Below are 22,690 nucleotides of genomic sequence, written 5' to 3' on the forward strand. Positions count from 1 at the left end.
AATGAATTTTATAAACACAAATATGAAACTTATAGCTACTTGTTTAGTGCTACTATTATCAGCAAACGTTTTTTCACAAAACAAAGGCAAAGCCTTGTTAGATGACGTATCAAAGAAAGTTAAAAGCTATGATAATATTTCAATAGAATTTAAATATACACTTGAAAACATTTCAGAAAACATCAAACAAGAAACACGAGGCGATGTTGTTTTACAAGGCGAAAAATACAAATTGAATATTCTTGGAATTACCCGTTTGTTTGATGGATCAAAATTATACTCCATTAGTCCTGAAGATGAAGAAGTTACCATTTCAACAGGTGGCGAAGATGAAGAAGACGCCATAACACCAAGCAAAATGCTATCATTTTATGAAGATGGTTACACCTACAAATTAGATATTCAGCAAAATATAAAAGGCCGAAAAATTCAGTATGTAAAACTTACTCCTATAGATTCAAATTCTGAACTTAAAAGCATATTATTAGGTGTTGATGCGCAAACAAAACACATATACAACCTAATTCAAACAGGAAAAAACGGTGCAAAAACTACTTTAACTGTAATTTCTTTTAAAACAAATGAGCCTATATCAAAAACCTTATTTACCTTTGATGCCAATAAATATCAAGATTATTACATCAATAAACTAGATTAGGTTTTACCTTGAAAATACTAGACCGTTACATATTAACATCGTACCTCAAAACTTTTATCAGCGTGTTTTTAATACTCATGCTGATATTTATTTTACAAACCATTTGGCTGTATATTAGAGAGTTATCTGGCAAAGATTTAGACCTCATAATTGTTGGTAAATTTTTAATTTACTTTATGCCAAAGTTAATACCGCTGGTATTACCACTAACCATTTTGCTAGCATCTATAATGGTATTTGGTAACTTTGCAGAAAACTATGAATTTGCCGCTATGAAATCTACAGGTATTTCATTACAGCGCGCCATGTCTGGTTTAAGTGTTTTTATAGTAATACTAGCAACCACAACATTTTTCTTTTCAAATAATGTTATTCCATGGGCAGAGTTAAAATCTTATAATTTAAGACGAAACATAGCCAAACTAAAGCCAGCCATGGTAATTGCCGAAGGCCAGTTTAACGAAATAATGAATTATAACATTAAAGTTGAAAACAAAAGTGGTGATAGAGGTCAATATTTAGAAGATGTTATTATACATATTAAAGGTAACGATGGCCAAAAAAATGCCACAACCATAAAATCTGAAACCGGTGAATTAGCAAGTTCCGAAGATTCAAACGTTTTAAAACTTATACTTTATAACGGAAATTATTATACAGATATAAATCCGTCAAAACCTGAAGACCGCAGTAAAAAACCATTTGCAAAAAGTACTTTTGAAAAATATATAATTAACATTGATTTGTCAAACTTAAATGATGTTGATTTAGATGAAGAATCGCAAACTGATAAGTACAGTATGCTTACTGTTAGAGGCCTAAATAAAGCCATTGATTCTTTAGAAAAACGAAAAGATGAAGATATTTTAGCCTTATCAAAAACACTCATGCAGCGCTCATCAGTAAGTAGGCCTGTTAGAGTAAAAAAAGACAAAGACAAAATAGAAACCATTGAAAAAGATTCTCTTTTCTCTGGTAATATTTTAGACCTTTTTAATACACGAAAAAAAATAGAACTTATTGATGCTGCAAACAGAGCCATTGTTAGCGCAAAACAAATTGTGGCATCAAAAAAATCAACTCAAAAAAAATCAAATGAGTGGTTATACAGGCACTACATTTCATTACATGAAAAATTTGCTTTAGGCTTTGCTTGTATTATTCTATTTTTTGTGGGTGCACCTCTTGGTGCTTTAATTAGAAAAGGAGGTATTGGCTTACCTATGGTTATTGCTATACTACTGTTTTTAACCTACCACTTTATAGGTATTTTTGCTACCAATAGTGCAAAAAAAGGAGGCTTTAACCCAATACTTGCTAGTTGGTTTTCTACACTTGTTATGCTACCTTTAAGTATATTTTTAACAAGACGCGCCACTGCCGATAGAAACTTATTTGAATTTGGTAGTATTACTGAGCCACTTCGTAAAATATTCAAAATAAAAGAAAAAGATAGTGTTGATTATAAGTTTTTAAACAACTTAACCAATAATGAACTTTATAATATAATTGCCAATTATGAAACACTTGGGCATGAAGAAAATGTACGTTTTGAAGCCATAAAACTATTAAAAAACAGAGACGTTGATAACACTACTCTTACTGAAAAAGTACATTTAAACGCACGTTATACAACTGCCGAAACTACTTCAAAAAATTATAAAGACCACGCCAAATTTGCTATATGGCTTTTTGGTGTTGGTGCTGCACTTTTAATATTACATTTTATATTTAAAAACAATAAACTACCACATTTAGCCTCAGCATCTATACAATTAAGTATTGTATCGTTTATACTATATGTTGTTTATTACATAAAATCACTGTTAAACTTAAAACAGTTTTACAAATTAATAAATAAGACTAAAAAAATGCCAAACGGTATTCTTTTATTACTAGGCTTCCCTTTTTACATGATTACGTATCCTTTTTTAAATGTAAAAATTAAGGAAGACTTAAGGATTTATTGTTTAGAATCTTTAAAATAAGCAATATCTTTGCTAAATGATAGCAGAAACTATGACACACAACCAAAAGCAATTTAAGCTTAACTCTATACATGAAGCCATTGAAGATATAAGAAATGGCAAAGTTATTATTGTTGTTGATGATGAAAACAGAGAAAATGAAGGCGATTTTTTAGCGGCTGCCGATAAAGTTACACCGCAAATGATAAACTTTATGGCTACCCACGGTAGAGGTTTAATTTGTACACCTTTAACCGAAAACCGTTGTAAAGAGCTTGAATTGAACATGATGGTTAGAAACAATACAGACCCTATGGAAACGGCTTTTACCGTATCGGTAGATTTAAGAGGAGGTGGTGTAACTACAGGTATTTCTGCAAGTGACAGAGCAAAAACCATACAAGCTTTAATAGACCCAAACACAAAACCTTTTGAATTAGCACGCCCTGGTCATATTTTTCCTTTAGTTGCAAAAGAAGGTGGTGTTTTACGCAGAACAGGACACACAGAAGCTGCCATAGATTTTGCAAGATTAGCGGGCTTAAAACCTGCTGGGGTTATTGTTGAAATTATGAACGAAGATGGCACTATGGCCCGATTACCTCAACTTATTGAAGTAGCCAAAAAATTCGATTTAAAAATTGTTTCTATTGAAGATTTAGTTGCTTACCGCATGCAACACGATTCTTTAATTGATAAAAAAGAAGATTTTCAAATTGAAACACGTTTTGGTAGTTACAGAATAAGAGCTTATAAACAAACTACCAACAACCAAGTACATATAGCTTTAACTAAAGGTACCTGGAAAGACAATGAACCTGTTGCCACCCGAATTAACTCTACGCTAATAAACAACGATATTTTAGGCACACTTACTAATAACGCTGATAAGCAATTAGACGATATGTTTAAAGCAGTTGAAAAGGAAGGCAAAGGCGCTGTTATTTTTATAAATCAGGAATCACAATCTATGAATATATTAAACCGTCTTGCGTTTTTAAAAAGTAACCAAAAGCAGCAAGAAGTAACTAAAGCCCCAAGAATACACATGGATAATCGTGATTTTGGTATTGGCGCTCAAATATTGCATGATTTAAATATTCATAAATTAAAACTAATATCAAACTCAACACAAACCAAACGTGTTGGTTTAATTGGTTATGGTTTAGAAATTGTAGATTATATAAACTATTAATAAAAACCGAAAAAGGAGCTTTTTTAAGCTCCTTTTTATTTAAACTAATTTTGTATTTATTTACAATACCGCTTTAATAATCTCTGCCATTTTTTGGCCTCTTGCCCTCACCTCTTCTTCCGTCCAAGATAGTTTTATTAAACAGGAAATATTTCTGCCAATATAATGATCAGACATTTCAAAACTTTTAGTTTCTAGGTGTTTTAAACCATCTTTTACTTCTTTTGATATTGGATATAATGATTTTAATTGCTTTAAATGATCCCATTTACGAATGTAATGCCAGTTATTATCAAAATAATTCCAACAAGCATCTACACCGCCATTTTTAAAACCATCAATTACTTTTCGTGCGGTTTCTAAATTTGGTAAAAAGAAATTGAAAAAAGCACCACTTTCTTCACCGCCTTGTGGTACGGTTCTAAAAGTTACTTCTTTAATATTGGCTAAAGCTTCTTTTAAGATATTTAGGTTTCGTTTTTGAATTTGTAAAAACTCTGGTAAACGCTGTACTTGTGCTAAACCAACGGCTGCATGCAGCTCTGAAATTCTGAAATTATAACCTAAAAAAGGATGTGTTTCTGCGCCGCGATCATTCCCTATGTGGTCATGCCCATGATCACTGTAATGATCGGCGTTTAAATAATATTGTTCATTATTGGTTATTACGGCTCCGCCTTCGCCACAGGTTATGGTTTTTACAAAATCGAAAGAGAAACAGCCTAAGTGCCCAATGCTACCTAGTGGTTTACCCTTGTAGGTTCCACCAATGGCTTGACAAGCATCTTCAACCAACAACACGTTATGTTTTTGTGCTATGGTTTGTAGCGCACCCATATTGGCCATACTACCGCACATTTGCACTACCATAATGGCTTTTGTTTTTGGGGTTATGGCCTCTTGTACAGCTTTGGGGTTAAGGCATAAGGTATCATCTACATCAACTAAAACGGGTATAGCGCCTAAGGCCATAATGGCTTCAAAGCTAGCTACAAAAGTAAAGGTTGGCATTATAACCTCATGGCCTGCGCCTACACCTGCTGATGCTAATGCTACGGTTACGGCTGCTGTACCGCTAGATACTAATTGTACGTGGTTGGTTTGAAATGTTTCTGATAGTTTGTTTTCTAATTCTTTGGCTTTGTAGTGGCCGTTACGCATGGCATCAAAGCCATAGCGCATTAATACACCGTTTTCTAAAACATCGTTTAGGTGTTTGCGCTCTAAGTCTCCAAATAATTCAAATCCTGGCATAATGTGTGTTTTGTGTGCGTTAGGGATTGTAGTGGAAATCCTTTTTTAGCCTTAAAGCTAAAAAAGATTGCAACGTAAAGCCCGACCCCTTGTGGGTAACGCCCTAATATTTTATAGTTCTATTATGGTTTCGTTTAATGTCATTCTTACTTTTTCAAAGTTTGCAAACATATCGTCATCGGCTCTGTGCCCTACGGGTAATAATAATACTGATTTTAGGCCTTTTTCTTTGAGGTTTAGGGCTTGGTTATAGGCTGTTGGGTTGAAACCTTCCATGGGGCAGGCATCTATACCTTCTACGGCGCAAACGGTCATTAAATTACCAAGGGCTATGTAGGCTTGGTTTTTAGACCATTGTTGTTGCTGCTCTAAGGTCATGTTTTGCAACATGCTTGTTAGGTTTTCTCGGTAGGGTGCTAGTATTTCTTCGGGGGTGTTTCTAATGGTTTTTATGTTGTTGAAAAAGGCGTTTACGTCTTCTTTTAAAACGTGTTCTTTTATACAAATTACTAATAAATGTGAGGCGTCTTGTACTTGTGTTTGATTGTAAGAATGTGGCACAAGTGCTGTTTTTAATGCTTTATTTTGAATAATTAACAGTTTTGTGGGTTGTAAACCGTATGACGTGGCTGTTAAATTAAAGGCTTGTTTTAGGGTGTTTACTTGTTTGCTTGTTAGTGTTTTTTCTGGGTTAAATTTTTTTGTTGCGTAACGCCAGTTGAGTTTATCTATGATGTTCATTTGACAATTTTCTTTATACAAATGTACTATTTGCAGCGTTATTTTTTATGAAATTGTGGTATAAAATGTGTTGATGTTATGTGTGTTAAAATTATTTTTTGAAAAAAGTGACATTTTATTTGATAGAAACGAAAAAGGATTTTATATTTGCACCCGCATTGAACAAATAGTTCATGAGGCACTCAAGGAGAAATGGCAGAGTGGTCGAATGCGGCAGTCTTGAAAACTGTTGAGGGTCACACCTCCGGGGGTTCGAATCCCTCTTTCTCCGCAACAAAAGCTCTACTTTAATTAGTAGAGCTTTTTTATTTTGGTTATTTTATAAATAACTATAAAAAAGCCCTAAAACAATAGCTTTAGGGCTTGGTATTTATTTTAAATAATGTATTCTATTACTTTAACTCTAATTTTTCAGTTTTACTGAAGTCTTCACCTCTTAATTTAACGAAGATTTCATGCATTTCCTTTAACTTTTCAGGGTTAGCCTCTGCTAAATTGTTTTTCTGACTTAAATCGCCTTTTAAATTGTAAAGTAATGGTACATCACTATTACCAACTTCAATATTTACTTGAGTGTTTAAAGGTTTACCACCATAAGCCGGAATGTAAATATAATCACCACTACGTAGTGCGGTTCTTGAGGTAGCTTCTATTATTAAATGTTCTCTACCAGTATTACTTTTTCCTAAAAACACATCTAATAGATCTTTACTATCGGTTGTTGTTTCTTCGGTACCTACTAATTTGGCTAACGATGCTAGCAAATCTATTTGACACACTAAAGCATCAGAAGTAGTTGGTTTAATGTTACCTTTCCAATAGGTTATAAACGGCATGCGTGTACCAGCTTCAAACAGACTATATTTACCACCTCTTAAAACACCTGCCGGTGTGTGATTTCCTATTTTAGTATCGGCATCGTCATAATATCCATCGTTTAAAACGGGTCCGTTATCACTTGAAAAAACAATTAAAGTATTTTCTAAAACGCCTTCTTCTTCTAAGGTTTTTATAAATTCTCCAATACACCAATCTGCTTCTAAAATAACATCGCCTCTTGGCCCCATACCAGATTTACCTGCAAACCTTGGGTGCGGTGTACGCGGTACATGCGGTTGTTGCATGGCATAGTATAAAAAGAAAGGTTCATTTTTATGTGTTTTTACATAGGTTTGTGCTTTTTCTAAAAAGTGATCAGCCATATCAACATCACTCCATTTTGCTGCTTCACCACCTTTCATATACCCAATTCTAGGTATGCCATTTACAATGCTATTATTGTGTCCATGATGCCATTTCATGGTTGTTAATTCTGGGTTATCTTTTCCTGTTGGTTGGCCTTCAAAGTTATTTTTATAATCAACCTCTATAGGGTCATTAGGGTCTAAATTAACTACATGTCCGTTTTTAATATACACCGTAGGAACGCGGTCTTGCGTAGCAGCAAGAATGTATGATTCATCAAAACCAACTTCATTTGGTCCTGGTGATACACGCTCATTCCAGTTAACGTTACCAGTGCCTAAACCTAAATGCCATTTACCTACAATAGCTGTTTGGTAACCTTGCTTTTTAAGCATTTTTGGTAACGTTTGTTGTTCTGTACTAATTATTAATGGCGCTGTGCCAGGTAAAATTTTAGCATTTTTATTTTTCCAAGGGTACATACCCGTTAGTAATGCATACCTACTTGGTGTGCATGTAGCTGATGATGCGTAACCGTTTGTAAAACGTATACCACCATTAGCCAAAGCATCAATATTAGGTGTTTGTAATTCTGTGGCGCCATAGGCACTTAAATCTCCGTAGCCTAAATCATCTAAATAAATTACAACTATGTTTGGTTTTTTAGTGGTTTCAGTTTGCGAAACTTCGGCCGTTTGCTTTTTGTTTTTTGCACAACTAACCATAAAAAGTGTGCTTAAAAGAAATAATACGAGCTTATTCATTTTTAATGGTATTAATTTATTGTTTAGTGTTTATGTCATTACAAATATTGCATTTTTTTTATCATACAATTAACCATATACTTTTTTGTGTACCTTAAATGGTTAATATACCCCTAAAAATTGCTATTTAATTACAACAAAGTAAAAAAAGACGTTTAATTTATTGTAGTTATCTGTTTAATAAATGTAGTTACTAATAATTTTGCGTTACAAAGTTTTAGGCTTACTCAAAATATTAAACCCTAAAAAAAGACAACAAATGGGTTTATTATTATTTTGCCTAACAATTGCCTAGGTTTTGTATAACCTTTTTTAATAATAAATTTTTCTTTTGCTTAATACTTACTTTAAATTTAGCGTAAAACATAAAGCCTAACCATGTTTCAAACAATTTATAAGATATTTTTTCTTTTTTTTATTACCAATATTATCTATTGCCAAAGTGTTCCCGCCATTCAAGGCAGTGTTTTTGATGAACAGAACTTACCATTAGAACTTGTTTCGGTGGCTTTTTTAAAACAAAAAGATTCTACGCTTATAAATTACACAATTACTGATAGTAATGGCTATTTCTCTATGACAGATGTACCAAAAGGTAATATTACCGTACAAATATCATTTATGGGCTTTAATACATTTAAAAAAAATATTACTTACAATAGCACACCAATAAATTTAAAAACTATTATACTAAAAGAAAGTCCTAGTGTTTTAGATGCTGTAACAATATCGGCTGTTGTACCTGTACAAGTAAAAAAAGATACACTTGCCTTTAACGCAAGTTCTTTTAAGGTAAATCCTGATGATAATTTAGAATCTTTACTAACAAAATTACCCGGTTTAGAAATAGAATCTGACGGAAAAGTAGTTGCACAAGGTAACCAAGTAACCAGAATATTTGTTGATGGCAAAGAGTTTTTTGGAGGCGATCCGGCATTGGTTTTAAAAAATCTTTCAGCCGATGCTATTGAAAAAGTTGAAATAATTGATAAAAAAAGTGAAGATGCTGAACTTACAGGTGTTGATGATGGCAACAAAGAAATGATTATAAACTTCACATTAAAAAAAAGCAAAAAAAATATGGGTTTTGGTAAGTTTGCCGCTGGTATGGGTTTAGATAGCCGCTATTTTAGCAATTTAAATTACAATAAATTTAACCCTAAAACTCAAATATCTTTAATTGGTAAGTTTAACAACATAAATATAACCGGTTCAAACATTCAAGGCTTTTTAGAAAATGCCAACGGTATTGCCGATGAAGATGATGATGATACTAACAACACACCAAAACCCCGAAGCTTAAGTGGTTATTTAAAAACTGAAGTTGCAGGCGCCCACTTTGGGCACGAGTTTAAAGAAAAAGTTGATGTTAATGCCGATTATTTTTATAATCTTTCTGATAATCAAGGTGCTTCTTCTTCCAAAAGAGTATCATTTACTAATGCAAATAATTTTGATTTTGCATCTGAAGATACGTTTAACAGATTATCAAAAAATCATAATTTCAATTTTAATTATAAACACCGTGCTAATAAAAATAATAGGCTTATAGTTAGAGGAAAATTAAATGCTACTGAAAACATAAGTAATGACACCAAAAACGGAACATTTACCAACAGTAATGGCGAATTAACAACCACAAACCAGCAAAATCTTCATAATAACAACACACGTAATACAGCCAATTTTAACATAGATTATTACCAGAAACTACAAAAAAATGGGCGTAGTTTTAATACGGGATTTAACACCGTTTTAAACTCACAAAAAAGAGAAAACAACCAATATACTTTTACAGTACGAAATTTACATAAAACAACACCAACCGAACGTGAAATTGAAACGGTTAGAGATGAGAAATTTAACAATAATAACTATAATTTTAATTTTAGATATACAGAACCTATAGTAGATAAACATTACTTTAAACTACAGTCTTTTTTAAGATTTAAAACTGAAAAAGAAGATATATACCAACTAAAAAACACCATTACTGATAACGAAGAAGAGCTATTAACCTTTAAGTATAAACATTTAGAAAACAGTTTTCAAACACGATTTGCCCATAATTATGTATCACCAAAATTAAACATTTTTAGTGCTTTAGAACTTCAAGATTTAAGCCGCAATTTTGGCATTATTACTGAGCCTTCAATTACCAAACATTTATTTTTTTTAAATCCTATTTCAAACATTCTTTACAAACCTAAAAAAGGGCATAAATATAGATTAGCCTATAAAAAAGTAATACGAAACCCAAGAAAACACGAAAGTTCTACGGTTGTAAATGATTTGAACCCGTTTTATATAAGACAAGGAAACCCAAATTTAAAGGCCGAAAAAATGAATGAAATAGCCCTTACCGCCAATGTTTTTAATTTTAAATCTTCAACAACTTTTTATAGCCGAATTTTATACCAACATGCTACTGATGCTATTGTACAAAGTATAGATATTGATGATAGTTTTGTAAGAACCCGTAGTTACCAAAATAGCGGCAATAGAAAAGTATTTACAGCCAACTTTAGCCTTAGCAAAAAACTAAAAGGTCTTGGCGTTAGGTATACATTAAAAAACAAAAATGCTTACAGAACATCAAACTCCATTATTAATTTAGAACTAAATGACGTTACATCAAAAGATTTTTTTGTTGGTTTATTGCTTGAAAACTCTAACAAAAATGTAGTTGATTTAAAATTTGGCGCAGATTATAGCGTTAATAACACCAATTTTTCTTTAGAAGAAGATTTAAACCGTACTTATAGGCAGCAAAAATACTTTTCAATGTTTGATTATGATTTAACCAGTAAATTAAACATAAACACACAGTTTGATTATATTGTTTTTTCTGACAATCAATTTTCTTCAAACACTACATTGCCTATTTGGAGCGCTGCATTTTCATACAACCTTTCAAAAAACAAAAAAAATATTTGTAAGCTTCTTTTAATTGATTTGCTAAACAAAAATGTTGATGTTTACAGACGTAGTACCACCAATTATTTTGAAGAAACCACCTCTGAGAGTTTAGGGCGCTACGTTATTTTAAGTTACACTTATAAACTTAATAGTAAACCCAAAAAACAAAAACGCAATAATGCTTAACTTATTTTTTTGTAATGTAAATATAATACGTACCCGCTATTACATTATTTTCACTGTTTAGCATTTGCCCTTTAACACTTGTGTTTCCTGCTTTTAAAGGCACTTCAAAAACAACAGAGGTATCTGTAATTTTAACAGGTTTTGTTTGGTTGTAATCCCCTACTTGTAAAGCTATAGCTTGCACAGGCAACGCTACCATTGTATTACCATAAATAAGCTTTTTTACTCCGCCTTGAGGTAACCAAGCATCTACTGTTTTATTTTTAAAACTAGGCACTCCGGCTATTGGTGCTTTGGCTTCACGCGGCCACCTAGATACTTCAAATGTGTAAGTTGCATTAGTTTCAACAGTAATATGCCATTCTCCAACTTCTGAAAAGCCTTTTGCAACTTGTGAATGATTCCAAGGTACTGCTGGTAAATACCAATCTGATGGTGTTAAAAACACTTCAGTATCTTTTTCACTTCCAATAATTGGTCTGGGTACTTCTCTATCATTAGGTGTTACTTTTTCCCAATAGTTTTTATGAGCAACTCTTAAATTTTTTACAACATCAGGATACTTATTAATAACGTTGGTTGTTTGTGCAAAATCGGTTTCCATATCATACAACTCAGTGTTATCAATTAACCGCCAACGATTTGTCATTGCGGCCATATTAACCCAAGGTTGCGCTTTAAATGTTCTTTGATTTTCTACAAAAAGTATACGTTCTTCTAGTTTCTTTTCTGGGTTATATAATTGCTGCTTAAAGCTTCTTCCATCAAAATTTATAGTATCATGAGTTTTAGTTTTTAAGCCACACAAATCTATAAGTGTAGGTAGTACATCAAAATGAGATGTTAAATCTTCTACATCTTTACCATGCTTTATAGCACCATTTTTCCAATGTATAAAAAAAGGTACTCTATGCCCACCTTCATAAGCCTGTCCTTTTCTACCTTTCATGCCGGCATTATACATTTTTACACCTTCTGTTCCTCCATTATCGCTCATAAAAATGAGTATGGTATTATCTGCCAATTGTAAATTTTCAAGCGTTTTTCTTAATTTTCCAATATTCCTATCAATTCGCTGAATGCCTGCATAAAAATAAGATACATTTTTTGGTACTTCAGGCCCAAAATTATTGGCCATTGAAACATCTGGCACCGTATGTGGATGATGAGGTAAATACGTTGGTAAATACACAAAAAATGGTTGTTTAGATTCCTTTTTCTGCTTAATAAAATTTATTGCTGCATTGTAAAAAACATCAGGTGCATATCCTTCAATTTTCTTTTTTTCACCGTTGTGCCAATAATAGTCATTTACTCTATCATTATCAAACCAATCATCGGTAGTTCCTGTTCCGCCATCACCTTGCCCAAGCCATTCATCAAAACCTCTATCTATTGGCCTATAAGGATAATTTGCACCTAAATGCCACTTACCAAAAAGCCCTGTGGCATAACCAGATTCTTTAAAAACATTAGCCATAGTAAGCTCATTAGTTTTTAGATGATTCCCGCCTGCTATTGTATGCCAAACACCAACATTATGTGCGTATTTACCTGTTAGTAAAGCGGCTCTTGTTGGTGCACAAGTAGGATCTACGTGGAAATCTGTAAAACGAACAGATTCTTCATGTAACTTGTCCATATTTGGTGTTTTAAAATAGGGGTTACCATGGCAACTCAAATCTCCATAACCTTGATCATCGGTTAGAATTAAAATTACATTAGGTTTCTCTTGTTTTTTAAGCTCATAATTTTTTGAACATGCGCTCATTAAAATCATTACTATGAGAAAAATGAAACTTGAGTAATGTAGAGTTTTTAAGTTATGGTAATATATTTTCAAAACAGTATTAATTTTTTAATTAACTTTTTTATTTTATCACTATCATCTTTCTTAACCTTAATAAAGTACAAACCACTGGCAAAAGTTAAAAATCTATTTTTGTTTATACTCAAACCAATCAAAACTTGCGGTTTTGCTACTTTTATTACCTTCAGAAGTAGCATACATACCAATATAAACACCGTTAAAACGTTGTGCGACATCATCAGAAATTACCGTATAATCCTGTATGTTTCCAATTACTTTTAAACTGTTTTCATTTTCACCATAATAAAACTGTGCGTTTATACTATTTACGTCAACTTTAAAAATGACTTCTTTTTTTGTATATGCTACTGAAGCTATTTTTTCTGATTGAAAATCACCTTTATTATCTTTTTGTAATGTTTTTAATAAAATAATTTCATTTTTAGTTTTTAGTAATTGAAAATGATTACCATGTCTTCGGTAAATAACTAAACCTGCTTTTTCATTCTCTTTATTTGTTTTAAATACTAATTTAGTAGAAGCTATATAATTATGATGACGAGTACGTTGAGCTATAAAGGAAGGATTTACTAATTCTGAAACTGTTTCAGGACGTAATTGTAACTCTAAATCACCATTAATTATTTTGTACCACTCATACTTTGGTGATCTTAAAAAGTTCCATTCTAAAGCTAAATTATTTTTATTAAAATCATCTTTTTCGGGAATTTCAGGTACAGGTGTCCATGGTAAATTTGGACGTTCTTGTACTGCTTGCAATAAACCTTTACCTGGGTTATAAATTGGTGTTATACCACTTTCTTGTTGTGTCATTTCTACTTTTGCCAAAAAAGTTTCTCTAGCAAGTGTTATAAAACCATCAACCCGTCTTTTAGCTAGCATAACACTCCACCAATCGCCGTTTTGTGTTTGTACCAAATCGGCATGTCCTGTTTGACCAATGAAATGTGTTTTTCCTAAATGACGATGCGTCATAACAGGGTTAGAATGGTTGGGTATATATGGCCCCCATAAACTTTTACTATTAAAAACAGTTACAGCATGGTATTCTCCAGTTCCTCCTTCTCCAATTAATAACAAATACTCGCCATCAATTTTATATAAGTGAGGCCCTTCAGCCCAACGTGCATTAGATGCATGCCCATAAGTTAATTGTTTTTTTTCGCCTAAAAGCACCCCTTTGTCGGGGTCTATTTCTTGCATCCAAATACCGTTTTTTCCAGGCCATTCTTTTTGGGTTCCATCAACAATGCCAGCTCCTGTGTAATAACAGCGTCCATCGTCATCCCAAAACAAAGAAGGATCTATACCAGGTGCATTATCAATCCACATTGGGTCACTCCAAGGTCCTTCTGGGTTTTTAGCTGTAATAATGAAATTACCTTTTTGCCCTACCATTGTTGTTATTATATAAAAAGTACCATTGTTATATCTAATAGATGGTGCAAAAATGCCATTTGAATTTCTAAGGCCATCTTCATAAACTATTTGATCTGACCTATGTAAACCATAACCAATTTTTTGCCAATTAACTAAATCTTTACTTTTATGTATTGGTAAACCTGGGTACCACTCAAAAGACGAGTTTACCATATAATAAGTATCATCCACTCTACAAATTGAAGGATCTGGATAAAACCCAGACAAAATTGGGTTTTTAAAAGTTTCAGGTGCCTTTTGTGCTATTACTAGATATGAAAACAGATATAATAAAAATGCTGTATGTTGTTTTTTCATGCTTATATAAATGTTTAGTTTATGTTTCTATTTTGGAACCAATTAAAAATGGCCCAATTACTACTTTTTATATTGTTTGAAGTAGCGTATAATCCTGCTACAGTACCATTAAATCTTCCAGCAATTTCATCACTAACAATAGAAAAATCTTGAACTTTACCTATTGGTTTTAAAGTGTTTTCATTTTCACCGTAATAAAACTGAAGATCTAAATTATACCCTTTCACCTTTAAAACAACATCGTCTTTTGAATATGGTACTGTAGCAACAACCGTTTTTGTTGATGCTGTTCCTGTTTGTTTTAATGCTACAGTTTTTATTAAAGAAATAGTGCTTTTTTCTTTCAATAATTGATAATGTGTACTTGATTTTCGGTAAACCACTAAACCAGCTTGCTCATTATTTTTTTTAGTATTAAACGTTAATTGTGTACTTATTTCAAAATGATGAGAACGAATACGCTGTGCCCAAAACGATGGATTTACCAAGCTATCAATTACTTTAGGTCTTAATTTTAGTTTTAATTTTCCTTCTTCTAATTTATACCAATTTTCGATGGGCGAACGTAAACAAATCCATTCAAACCCCAACTTTTCATTGTTAAATTCATCTCTTTCTTGTATTTTTTTAACCGGTGACCATGGTAAATTAGGTCGTTCTTGTTCAAACTGAAGCAAACCTATTCCCGGATTGAAAACTGGGGTAACTCCACTTTCTTGATTAGTCATTTCTACTTTTGCTAAAAATGTTTCCCTGCATAAAACCGATTGTCCTTTAATAGGTCTTTTAGCATGTAAAACAGCCCACCAATTTCCTTGTTGGGTTTGGACTAGATCTCCATGACCTGTTTTAACTATTGGGTATGTATAGCCCAAGTGTCTATGCGTCATTACAGGGTTAGCATGGTTAGGAATATATGGTCCCCATAGGTTTTTACTATTAAAAACTGTTATAGCATGATTTTCATTAGTACCTCCTTCAGCTACCATTAAAAGGTACTCGCCATTTATTTTAAAAAGTCTTGGTCCTTCTGTCCACATAGCATTTGAAGCATGCCCATGTGTAAGTTGTATTGGCTCTCCTAATAAACCACCCGTTTTAACGTTTATTTCCTGCATGAAAATGCCATTTATTCCTGGCCATTTATTTCTGTTTCCATTTACAATGCCAGCAGCTAAAAAATAAGATTTACCATCATCATCCCAAAACAGTGTAGGATCTATGCTCCCCGGACCTTTAATCCAAATAGGGTCTGACCATGGACCTTCAGGGTTAGTTGCTGTAACAATAAAATTACCATTACAACCCACGCAGGTACAAATAACATAAAATGTTCCGTTATTATATCTAATACTTGGAGCAAACATACCCAATGAATTATCTAAACCATCAGGAAAGTGTATTTGATCTACCCTTTCAATAGCGTGTCCAATTTTTTCCCAATTAACCAAATCTTTACTGCGCATTATAGGTAATGCAGGAAACCATTCTAATGTAGGATGTGTCATATAATAAGTATTACCTACTCTACATATTGAAGGATCTGAGTGAAAACCTGAAACAATTGGGTTTTTAAATGTATTTGGAGTATTCTGAGAAAAAATAAAACCACTTAATAAAAAAACTACTATTTTGAATACTAAATGCATTTCTTTTTAATCTTTATACCCATCAGCAAACTCTGCTTTGGTGTTTCTGTTTCTTGAAAAACTAAATCTTGCCAAATATTGATCTCCTGCCCACCAAGGTTTGCCTGGGTAATTTTTAGACATATGATGAAGCCCCCAACTTAAAGCCTCGGTTGGATGCTTATCATTATCTAAAGTGGTAACAAGCCCCATAGCTGAAGGTACCCAGTTTACATAAGCCATTATTTCAAAATTAATACCATCTGGCGCATATTGTATGGTTTGTCTTTCTGGTCCGTCGTGTGATGATACCATAGCAATACCCTCTTTGTATTTCCATACACAAAGCTCATGCCCACTATGTGTAATTGGGTTGTATTCAGATTTTACATAAGGTCCCGTTATACTATCGGCAATGGCAACACCCCAACGAATTTCGCGTCCGCCAGCTGTATTTCGTTCACCCATGCGCTCGCCTTTGTAATACAAATAGAATTTATTTTTATAGTATAGTAATGTTGGGTCATGTACCTTCTGGCTATCAAAGCTTCCTTGAGATTTTACTGCAAACCTACTGTCTTCTTCTCCTAACCATTCGCCATCTTTTGAAGCTTCTAAAATAGGTGCTTCAAGTCGTTTCCATGGTCCATTAGGGCTATTAGCAATAGACATGCCTACCGTATTAAAAGTTCTGTTTAAATACGGTGCTTTAACACATTGATACACCAAATAATATTTGCCGTTATGTGCTAAAATTTCAGGTGTAAAAACAGATCTATCGTCATAAGCGCCTTTTGGGCCATAGGTAATAGCTACACCTTGTTCTTTCCAATCCCAACCATCTTTTGACGTTGCATACCAAATTTCGGTTTTATCCCAAGGGAATACTTTTTTTTCAGGATCACCCGTGCCAAACCCATATGTTTTACCTACAGATTTTGAATACCAAGTGTAATACAAACCATTAACCTGAATAACCATTGTAGGATCGCGGCGAATAACACCTTTTTCATAACCTATATCTCCTTTTAATTCGTGATTATTGAATGTGCCAAACCACTGGTCATTTTTATGATAATTGTTTCTTAGTGCTCTTTTTGATGCAGCACTCATCTTATTAGGGTTTCCTATGGCAAGAAAATCATAATCTTCTTGGGTGTATTGCGGTTTAGTTTCTGTAATATTTTCAGCTTTTGATTCTTGCTTAGTATTACATGAAAAAAGTAGTGTGACAAAACACAAAATGGTGATAAAAAACTTCATTATTTTTAGTTTATTATTTTATGCTTTAAAATTGTTTATTGAAAGGTTTACCATAAATTAATCATTCCAATGTTTATCAACTATTGCTTGAATTTCAGGAAAGTTTTCATCAGTTTCATTTAAATCAATACGTTGTTGTTTAAGTTGTACTTTCATTTTATCAATAATAGCTTTGTATTCAGGATCGTTATAGCGATTATGCAATTCTTCAGGATCGTTTTTTAAATCATAAAACTCCCATGTATGGGGCGTTTCGCGTTCAATGCCATAATATTGTGTTGCCCAATAATGCTTTTTAAAATCTTTTTCTGGTAAATAATGTTTTCCGTAGTAAAACATAAGTTTATAATCTTTTGAACGCACCCCAAAATGTGCTGGCACATAATGATGTATAATATGCATCCAGTAACGGTAATACGTAGTTTCTCTCCAGTTATTTTCTTCTTTACCTTGTAAGGTGTTTATAAAACTTTTACCTTGCATGTACTCTGGTGTTTTTCCGCCTGCAAGTTCTATCATGGTTGGGGCATAATCTGTGTTGTTTATTAACAAATCTGTTACGCTTTGTGGTTTTATCATTTTTGGGTAGTGCATTATGTATGGCATGCGCATAGACTCGTCATACATCCAACGTTTATCTTGTAAATCGTGTTCACCAAGCATCATGCCTTGGTCTCCTGTGTAAATAATAACAGTGTTCTCCCAAAGGCCTTCCTCTTTTAAATAGGCAAATAATCGGCCTAAATTATCATCAACACCTTTTACACAGCGTAAGTATCTTTTTAAATAATCTTGGTAAGCTACGTGTGCAGAGTTAGCGCGCCCTTGTAAACTATCTTCATGAAAAAACTTGTTGTAGTTTCTGTACATATGCCTGTTAGAAATGGATGTACCTATATAATTTACTAACGAATCGTTTTTCCCTCTTGTTCCTTCTGAGCCCCAATTAGGTTGATAATATAAGCTTGATGGTTCCGGAATTTCTGTATTGGCTAAAAAATCTTCGTATCTAGGTGCATATTCAAACATATCATGTGGTGCTTTGTAATGATGCATTAAAAAGAATGGTTTATTTTTATCTCTATTTTTTAAATAATCAATAGAGGCATCAGTAATAACATCGGTTGAATGCCCTGTAGTTTCTACTTTATTTTTTTTCCATGGGCCTTTACCTTTTTCGTAAAACGAAGGATTAAAATACTTACCTTGACCTGGTAAAACTTTATAATAATCAAAGGCCGAAGGTTCTATATGTAAATGCCATTTTCCTATTACAGCTGTTGAATACCCTAACTTTTTCAACTCTTTAGGTAAATATTGCTTTTCAGGATCTAGAGCAATATCTAAATCTAAAACACCATTAGTTTGCGGGTATTGTCCTGATATTATTGAAGCCCTACTTGGTGTACAAATTGAATTGTTACAAAATGCATTTGTAAAACGTATACCGTTGTTTGCTAACGTATCTAAATTAGGAGTTAAATTTAAGTTTGAAAGTCTGCCTCCATAAGCTCCAATGGCTTGTGAGGTATGATCATCAGACATTATGAAGATAATGTTAGGCTTTGATGATTTTTTTTTAGTTGCTTCTATATTTTTTTGTGCAAAAGCAAATGATACCAATAACCCTAATAGCAATGGTAATACTTTTTTCTTATAGTGTCTTTTTATAACGTACATTTAGTTTTAATTAAATATTATATTTTCAAACCTAAAAATTAAATATTTCATCAAAATCTTCAGGTGTTTTTTTACTAGAATTATAATTAGGTTTAGCACAGTTGGTAACTAATAGAATGCAACCAATAAAAAATACAAATCCTTAATCTTATTTATTATTTAAAATTTTTATTGGTATTTGTACATTCCATGAGTGTAAAACCCCCTTAGTATCTAAAGTATCGGCTGCACAAAATAAAGCTATTGGCTTTCCGTTTTCAAAAAACATTTGCGGACGCTCTAAATGTTTAAGTTTTTGTATGCTACCGTCTTGTTTTGTTATTTCTAATTTAGAAACTAGTGGGTTTTTAGATAGTTTCCAATCAAATCCATCTAAAGCATTTTCATCTTCACTGGCATCTATAAGTGGCTCATCAAAACGTTTCCAAGGGCCATTTGGGTTATCAGCTACCGCTACTCCGATGCGTTGGTTATTTCTATGAGTCCAATTATATTCAATCTTTCCAGGTACACATGGGTTTACATCATCACCAGTATTACCCATATAGTAAAGATAATATTTACCTTCAAACTTATGTGTTGTTGGATTATGTGTACACAAACCATCCCAATATTCTGCGCCTCTTCTAGGAAAAACTACATCTTTATGTTTAAATGGTCCGAATGGAGATGTTGAAACCGCATGAGCTATTTCAGAATGTGTTACCCAAGCCCAACCTAAATTCTTCTTCCAACGAGAATAAAACATGTGATATAAACCATCTTCACCTTTTATAGCTGAACCTCCCCAAACAGTAATATTATCAGTATCAGTAAAATTTGAAAAATCAGATACTTTACCCAATTCTAGGGTAATATCATTATATATATTTTTTTTAGTATTTATATTTTCACTCACTTTATTTGCACAAGATATTAATAAGTAAGAATAAAAAATTAGCTTAGTCATCTATTATTATTTTTTTAATTTATAAACACGTATATAATCAATAAGCTGTTTTATCTTCATCACTTAATTCATGAACCTTTACCCTTGATTTACAAGTGTTTTGGGCGATTTAGAAAAAGTAGTTACAATAATCATACAAATAAATATAACCGTCAATTTATATTTAAAATTAAATGTTTCACTATTTAATTTTAAGGTTTATTCTAAAATTAGTGTTAAAACATCACTTTTTATATTACCTAAACTAGCTGTAATATTTATGGCTCCTTTTTGTGCTTTAGAACGAATAATACCCAAAGCTCTACCTTTATGTGTTTGTACTTTATTTGTATTATGAGGACTTACATTCATTTCCCAACCATTATCTACTGCTATTAAGTCTGCTCCCTCAGATACATCAAACGTAATATCCTCATTAACGTTTGTTACCTTATTTCCTGCTTCGTCGTATAACGTAACGTATACGTGTGCTACATCATAGTTATTTGCTTTTAATGTGGTTTTATCAGTATTTAGTTTTATTGAAGCTGGAGCACCTGTTGTACTAATTTGATACTCACTTACTACTTCACCTTTATTATAACCAATTACCTTTAGCTCTCCTTTCTTGTATGGCACTAACCATTTTATAATATTGTCTTCTTCTTTAAAATCGGCTAAGGCTTGTTTACCTAGGCTTTTTCCGTTAAGAAATAATTCCGCTTCTTCACAGTTTGTATATGTTTGAACAACTATTGGCTCATTATCATTGTAATTCCAATGTTCATTTACTTTATACCACTCCCACAACCTCAGCTTATTCCAAACTGGAGGTGGTGTGTATTGTATATCAAATTTCCATCCTTCGTTTTTTGTAAAAGAAAATTCCGATTCAGAAGCAGGCGTTGTTACCATATATACTTTAGGGTCTTCTTTCCAAAGGCACTCAAAGAAATGGCCTCTTGGATTCTTAAATCCTGCAAAATCGAATAGTGAAATGTTTAGTCCTTTTCTTGGCCATGGGCCTGCTTCTCCTAAATAGGCAAAACCAGTCCAAACGAAAATACCAGGAATAAAATCACGCTCTAGAGCAGCTTTCCATTCAGAATAAGCTACCCAGTTTTCTGAACCTAATAAACATTTCTCTGGAAAAGCTTTATGGGCCACATCATAATCAATGGCTCTATAATTTAATCCGAGTACATCTACTGCATCGGCGTAACCACTTGCAAAAGCTACTGTTGGTCTCACACTTCCACAAACAACAGGTCTTGTAGTATCTTCTTCCTTAACCCACTTGGATAATTTGTGAGCTACAATTGATAACGAATCTACACCTCCTGTTAATTTATTAAATACTGGTTTTATTTTTGATACATCATAAGTTGGAGGGCCTTTATATTCATTAATATCTCCTTCTACTTCACTATAAGTTTTAGAATAATTAGGAAAAGTCCATTCAATTTCATTGCCTATACTCCACATTATTACCGAAGGGTGATTAAAATCTCTTTGAATTAATGCTTTTAAATCTTTTTCAGCCCATTCAAAGAAAACACTGCTATATCCTTTAGAAATAGTATCTTCTGCAGCATTGTCACCTAAATAGTTAACACTTTTGGCTTTAGGGTTGTGCCACTCATCAAAAAACTCATTCATAACCAACATTCCCATTTCATCACAAACTTCCATTAATAGAGGTGAATGCGGATTATGTGCCATACGTATTGCATTAACGCCTATAGATTTTAATTTGGCAACCCTATACTCCCAGATTGATTTAGTAGCTGCTGCTCCAACAGCTCCAGCATCATGATGAAGGTTAACCCCTTTAATTTTAACGTTTTCATCATTAAGGAAGAAGCCTTTATTTGAATCAAAACGGAATTTTCTAATTCCGAATTCTTGTACTACTTTATCAACTAATGCCCCGTTGTGTTTAACCGAAATAATGGCAGTATATAAATTAGGTGTTTGTATACCCCATAAAGTTGGGTTCTCAACATTTAGAGTTTGAATACATTTGTTTCCTTCTGTTAAGATATCTGTTTTCTCAAAGGCTACTTGGGTACCGTTTCCATCTAAAATTTGAGTTTCAATTTCAACACTATCATTGGCACCAACAACTCTTGATTCAATATGTACTGAAGCTCTACTTTTATCAACATTAGGGGTAGTAACTCTTACTCCCCATTGTGGAATATGAACTTTTGAAGTTTTTACAAACCGTACATCTCTATAAATTCCAGACCCTGTATACCACCTAGAATCTACATAAGCTGTGTGATCTACTCTCACAGCTACCACATTATTTTCGCCATAGTTTAAATGCTCAGTTAAATCATAAGAAAAACTGGCATAACCATTGGGTCTAAAACCAAGTTTTGTACCGTTTATCCAAACCGTAGCGTTATTATAAATACCATCAAACTCAATCCAAATAGCTTTTCCTTCATCAGTTTTTGGTACTTGAAATTCTTTTCTGTACCAACCAATGCCTCCCTCAGAAAAACCAGTGCTTGCTGCAGTATTCTCTTTTTGATATCCTGCGAGGATACTCCAATCATGCGGAAGTCTAACAACTTCCCAAGAAGCATCATTATAACTTAATATTTCGGCGTTTGAATGGTCTCCCTTTATAAACTTCCAATTAAAATTGAAATCTTCTATACTTCGTGGTTGAATATCAGAATTAGAACATGATGCTATTATTGATGCTAAAACTAGCAATATAATATACGTTTTGCATTTCAT

At 32.9% G+C, this 22,690-nt stretch carries 14 protein-coding genes and 1 tRNA gene; 5 read left to right on the top strand and 10 right to left on the bottom strand.

Annotated elements, in window-relative coordinates; translation table 11 throughout:
* Nucleotides 1–22: 22 nt before the first annotated feature.
* The 3 genes from FUA26_RS06720 to ribB are packed head-to-tail and all read left to right on the top strand — an operon-like array spanning nucleotide 23 to nucleotide 3,820.
* A complete protein-coding gene (locus FUA26_RS06720; protein ID WP_147134375.1) occupies nucleotides 23–658 on the top strand; it encodes a LolA family protein in 636 nt (211 codons plus the stop codon).
* 8 nt (nucleotides 659–666) lie between these two features.
* Nucleotides 667–2,646 (top strand): LptF/LptG family permease, encoded by a 1,980-nt coding sequence (locus FUA26_RS06725; protein WP_147133392.1) that lies wholly within the window; start codon nucleotides 667–669, stop codon nucleotides 2,644–2,646.
* 16 nt (nucleotides 2,647–2,662) lie between these two features.
* Nucleotides 2,663–3,820 carry a 3,4-dihydroxy-2-butanone-4-phosphate synthase gene (gene ribB / locus FUA26_RS06730; RefSeq protein WP_147133395.1) on the top strand — a complete coding sequence of 386 codons (1,158 nt, stop codon included), beginning with the start codon at nucleotides 2,663–2,665 and terminating at the stop codon, nucleotides 3,818–3,820.
* Between the two features lie 60 nt (nucleotides 3,821–3,880).
* Here ribB and FUA26_RS06735 read toward each other — a convergent pair whose 3' ends face one another.
* Nucleotides 3,881–5,074 carry a DegT/DnrJ/EryC1/StrS family aminotransferase gene (locus FUA26_RS06735; RefSeq protein WP_147133398.1) on the bottom strand — a complete coding sequence of 398 codons (1,194 nt, stop codon included), beginning with the start codon at nucleotides 5,072–5,074 and terminating at the stop codon, nucleotides 3,881–3,883.
* Nucleotides 5,075–5,185: 111 nt separating this feature from the next.
* Nucleotides 5,186–5,815 (bottom strand): NAD(P)H-dependent oxidoreductase, encoded by a 630-nt coding sequence (locus FUA26_RS06740; protein WP_147133401.1) that lies wholly within the window; start codon nucleotides 5,813–5,815, stop codon nucleotides 5,186–5,188.
* Between the two features lie 186 nt (nucleotides 5,816–6,001).
* Here FUA26_RS06740 and FUA26_RS06745 point away from each other — a divergent pair.
* Nucleotides 6,002–6,086, top strand: a tRNA-Ser gene (locus FUA26_RS06745).
* A 121-nt stretch (nucleotides 6,087–6,207) separates the two neighbouring features.
* Here the strand turns inward: FUA26_RS06745 and FUA26_RS06750 are convergent.
* Nucleotides 6,208–7,764 (bottom strand): sulfatase family protein, encoded by a 1,557-nt coding sequence (locus tag FUA26_RS06750; protein WP_147133404.1) that lies wholly within the window; start codon nucleotides 7,762–7,764, stop codon nucleotides 6,208–6,210.
* 378 nt (nucleotides 7,765–8,142) lie between these two features.
* Between FUA26_RS06750 and FUA26_RS06755 the strand changes: the two genes are divergently transcribed.
* Complete coding sequence (locus FUA26_RS06755) at nucleotides 8,143–10,869, top strand: carboxypeptidase-like regulatory domain-containing protein (protein ID WP_147133407.1); 2,727 nt, start codon at nucleotides 8,143–8,145, stop codon at nucleotides 10,867–10,869.
* A 1-nt stretch (nucleotide 10,870) separates the two neighbouring features.
* Here the strand turns inward: FUA26_RS06755 and FUA26_RS06760 are convergent, their stop codons facing one another.
* From FUA26_RS06760 to FUA26_RS06790, 7 genes are all read right to left on the bottom strand, one after another.
* Nucleotides 10,871–12,640: an arylsulfatase gene (locus FUA26_RS06760; protein ID WP_222611755.1), complete on the bottom strand. Its 1,770-nt coding sequence runs from the start codon at nucleotides 12,638–12,640 to the stop codon at nucleotides 10,871–10,873.
* Nucleotides 12,641–12,805: 165 nt separating this feature from the next.
* Nucleotides 12,806–14,437 (bottom strand): glycoside hydrolase family 43 protein, encoded by a 1,632-nt coding sequence (locus FUA26_RS06765; RefSeq protein WP_147133415.1) that lies wholly within the window; start codon nucleotides 14,435–14,437, stop codon nucleotides 12,806–12,808.
* A gap of 14 nt (nucleotides 14,438–14,451) precedes the next feature.
* Entirely contained in the window at nucleotides 14,452–16,086 is a 1,635-nt protein-coding gene (locus tag FUA26_RS06770; protein WP_147133418.1) for a glycoside hydrolase family 43 protein, read from the bottom strand.
* 6 nt (nucleotides 16,087–16,092) lie between these two features.
* A complete protein-coding gene (locus FUA26_RS06775) occupies nucleotides 16,093–17,328 on the bottom strand; it encodes a glycoside hydrolase family 117 protein (RefSeq protein ID WP_147133420.1) in 1,236 nt (411 codons plus the stop codon).
* 57 nt (nucleotides 17,329–17,385) lie between these two features.
* Nucleotides 17,386–19,008, bottom strand: coding sequence for a sulfatase family protein (locus FUA26_RS06780; protein WP_147133423.1), 1,623 nt, complete (start codon nucleotides 19,006–19,008; stop codon nucleotides 17,386–17,388).
* 148 nt (nucleotides 19,009–19,156) lie between these two features.
* Complete coding sequence (locus tag FUA26_RS06785; RefSeq protein ID WP_186826877.1) at nucleotides 19,157–19,957, bottom strand: glycoside hydrolase family protein; 801 nt, start codon at nucleotides 19,955–19,957, stop codon at nucleotides 19,157–19,159.
* A 198-nt stretch (nucleotides 19,958–20,155) separates the two neighbouring features.
* Nucleotides 20,156–22,690 (bottom strand): glycoside hydrolase family 2 TIM barrel-domain containing protein, encoded by a 2,535-nt coding sequence (locus tag FUA26_RS06790; RefSeq protein ID WP_147133426.1) that lies wholly within the window; start codon nucleotides 22,688–22,690, stop codon nucleotides 20,156–20,158.

This window comes from Seonamhaeicola algicola, assembly GCF_007997385.1.
Lineage (GTDB): Bacteria > Bacteroidota > Bacteroidia > Flavobacteriales > Flavobacteriaceae > Seonamhaeicola > Seonamhaeicola algicola.

Coding starts and splice junctions, on each gene's coding strand:
- FUA26_RS06720 (WP_147134375.1), top strand. CDS start 23: ATGAAACTTATAGCTACTTGTTTAGTGCTACTATTATCAGCAAACGTT.
- ribB (WP_147133395.1), top strand. CDS start 2,663: ATGATAGCAGAAACTATGACACACAACCAAAAGCAATTTAAGCTTAAC.
- FUA26_RS06735 (WP_147133398.1), bottom strand. CDS start 5,074: ATGCCAGGATTTGAATTATTTGGAGACTTAGAGCGCAAACACCTAAAC.
- FUA26_RS06740 (WP_147133401.1), bottom strand. CDS start 5,815: ATGAACATCATAGATAAACTCAACTGGCGTTACGCAACAAAAAAATTT.
- FUA26_RS06750 (WP_147133404.1), bottom strand. CDS start 7,764: ATGAATAAGCTCGTATTATTTCTTTTAAGCACACTTTTTATGGTTAGT.
- FUA26_RS06755 (WP_147133407.1), top strand. CDS start 8,143: ATGTTTCAAACAATTTATAAGATATTTTTTCTTTTTTTTATTACCAAT.
- FUA26_RS06760 (WP_222611755.1), bottom strand. CDS start 12,640: ATGAGCGCATGTTCAAAAAATTATGAGCTTAAAAAACAAGAGAAACCT.
- FUA26_RS06765 (WP_147133415.1), bottom strand. CDS start 14,437: ATGAAAAAACAACATACAGCATTTTTATTATATCTGTTTTCATATCTA.
- FUA26_RS06770 (WP_147133418.1), bottom strand. CDS start 16,086: ATGCATTTAGTATTCAAAATAGTAGTTTTTTTATTAAGTGGTTTTATT.
- FUA26_RS06775 (WP_147133420.1), bottom strand. CDS start 17,328: ATGAAGTTTTTTATCACCATTTTGTGTTTTGTCACACTACTTTTTTCA.
- FUA26_RS06780 (WP_147133423.1), bottom strand. CDS start 19,008: ATGTACGTTATAAAAAGACACTATAAGAAAAAAGTATTACCATTGCTA.
- FUA26_RS06785 (WP_186826877.1), bottom strand. CDS start 19,957: ATGACTAAGCTAATTTTTTATTCTTACTTATTAATATCTTGTGCAAAT.
- FUA26_RS06790 (WP_147133426.1), bottom strand. CDS start 22,690: ATGAAATGCAAAACGTATATTATATTGCTAGTTTTAGCATCAATAATA.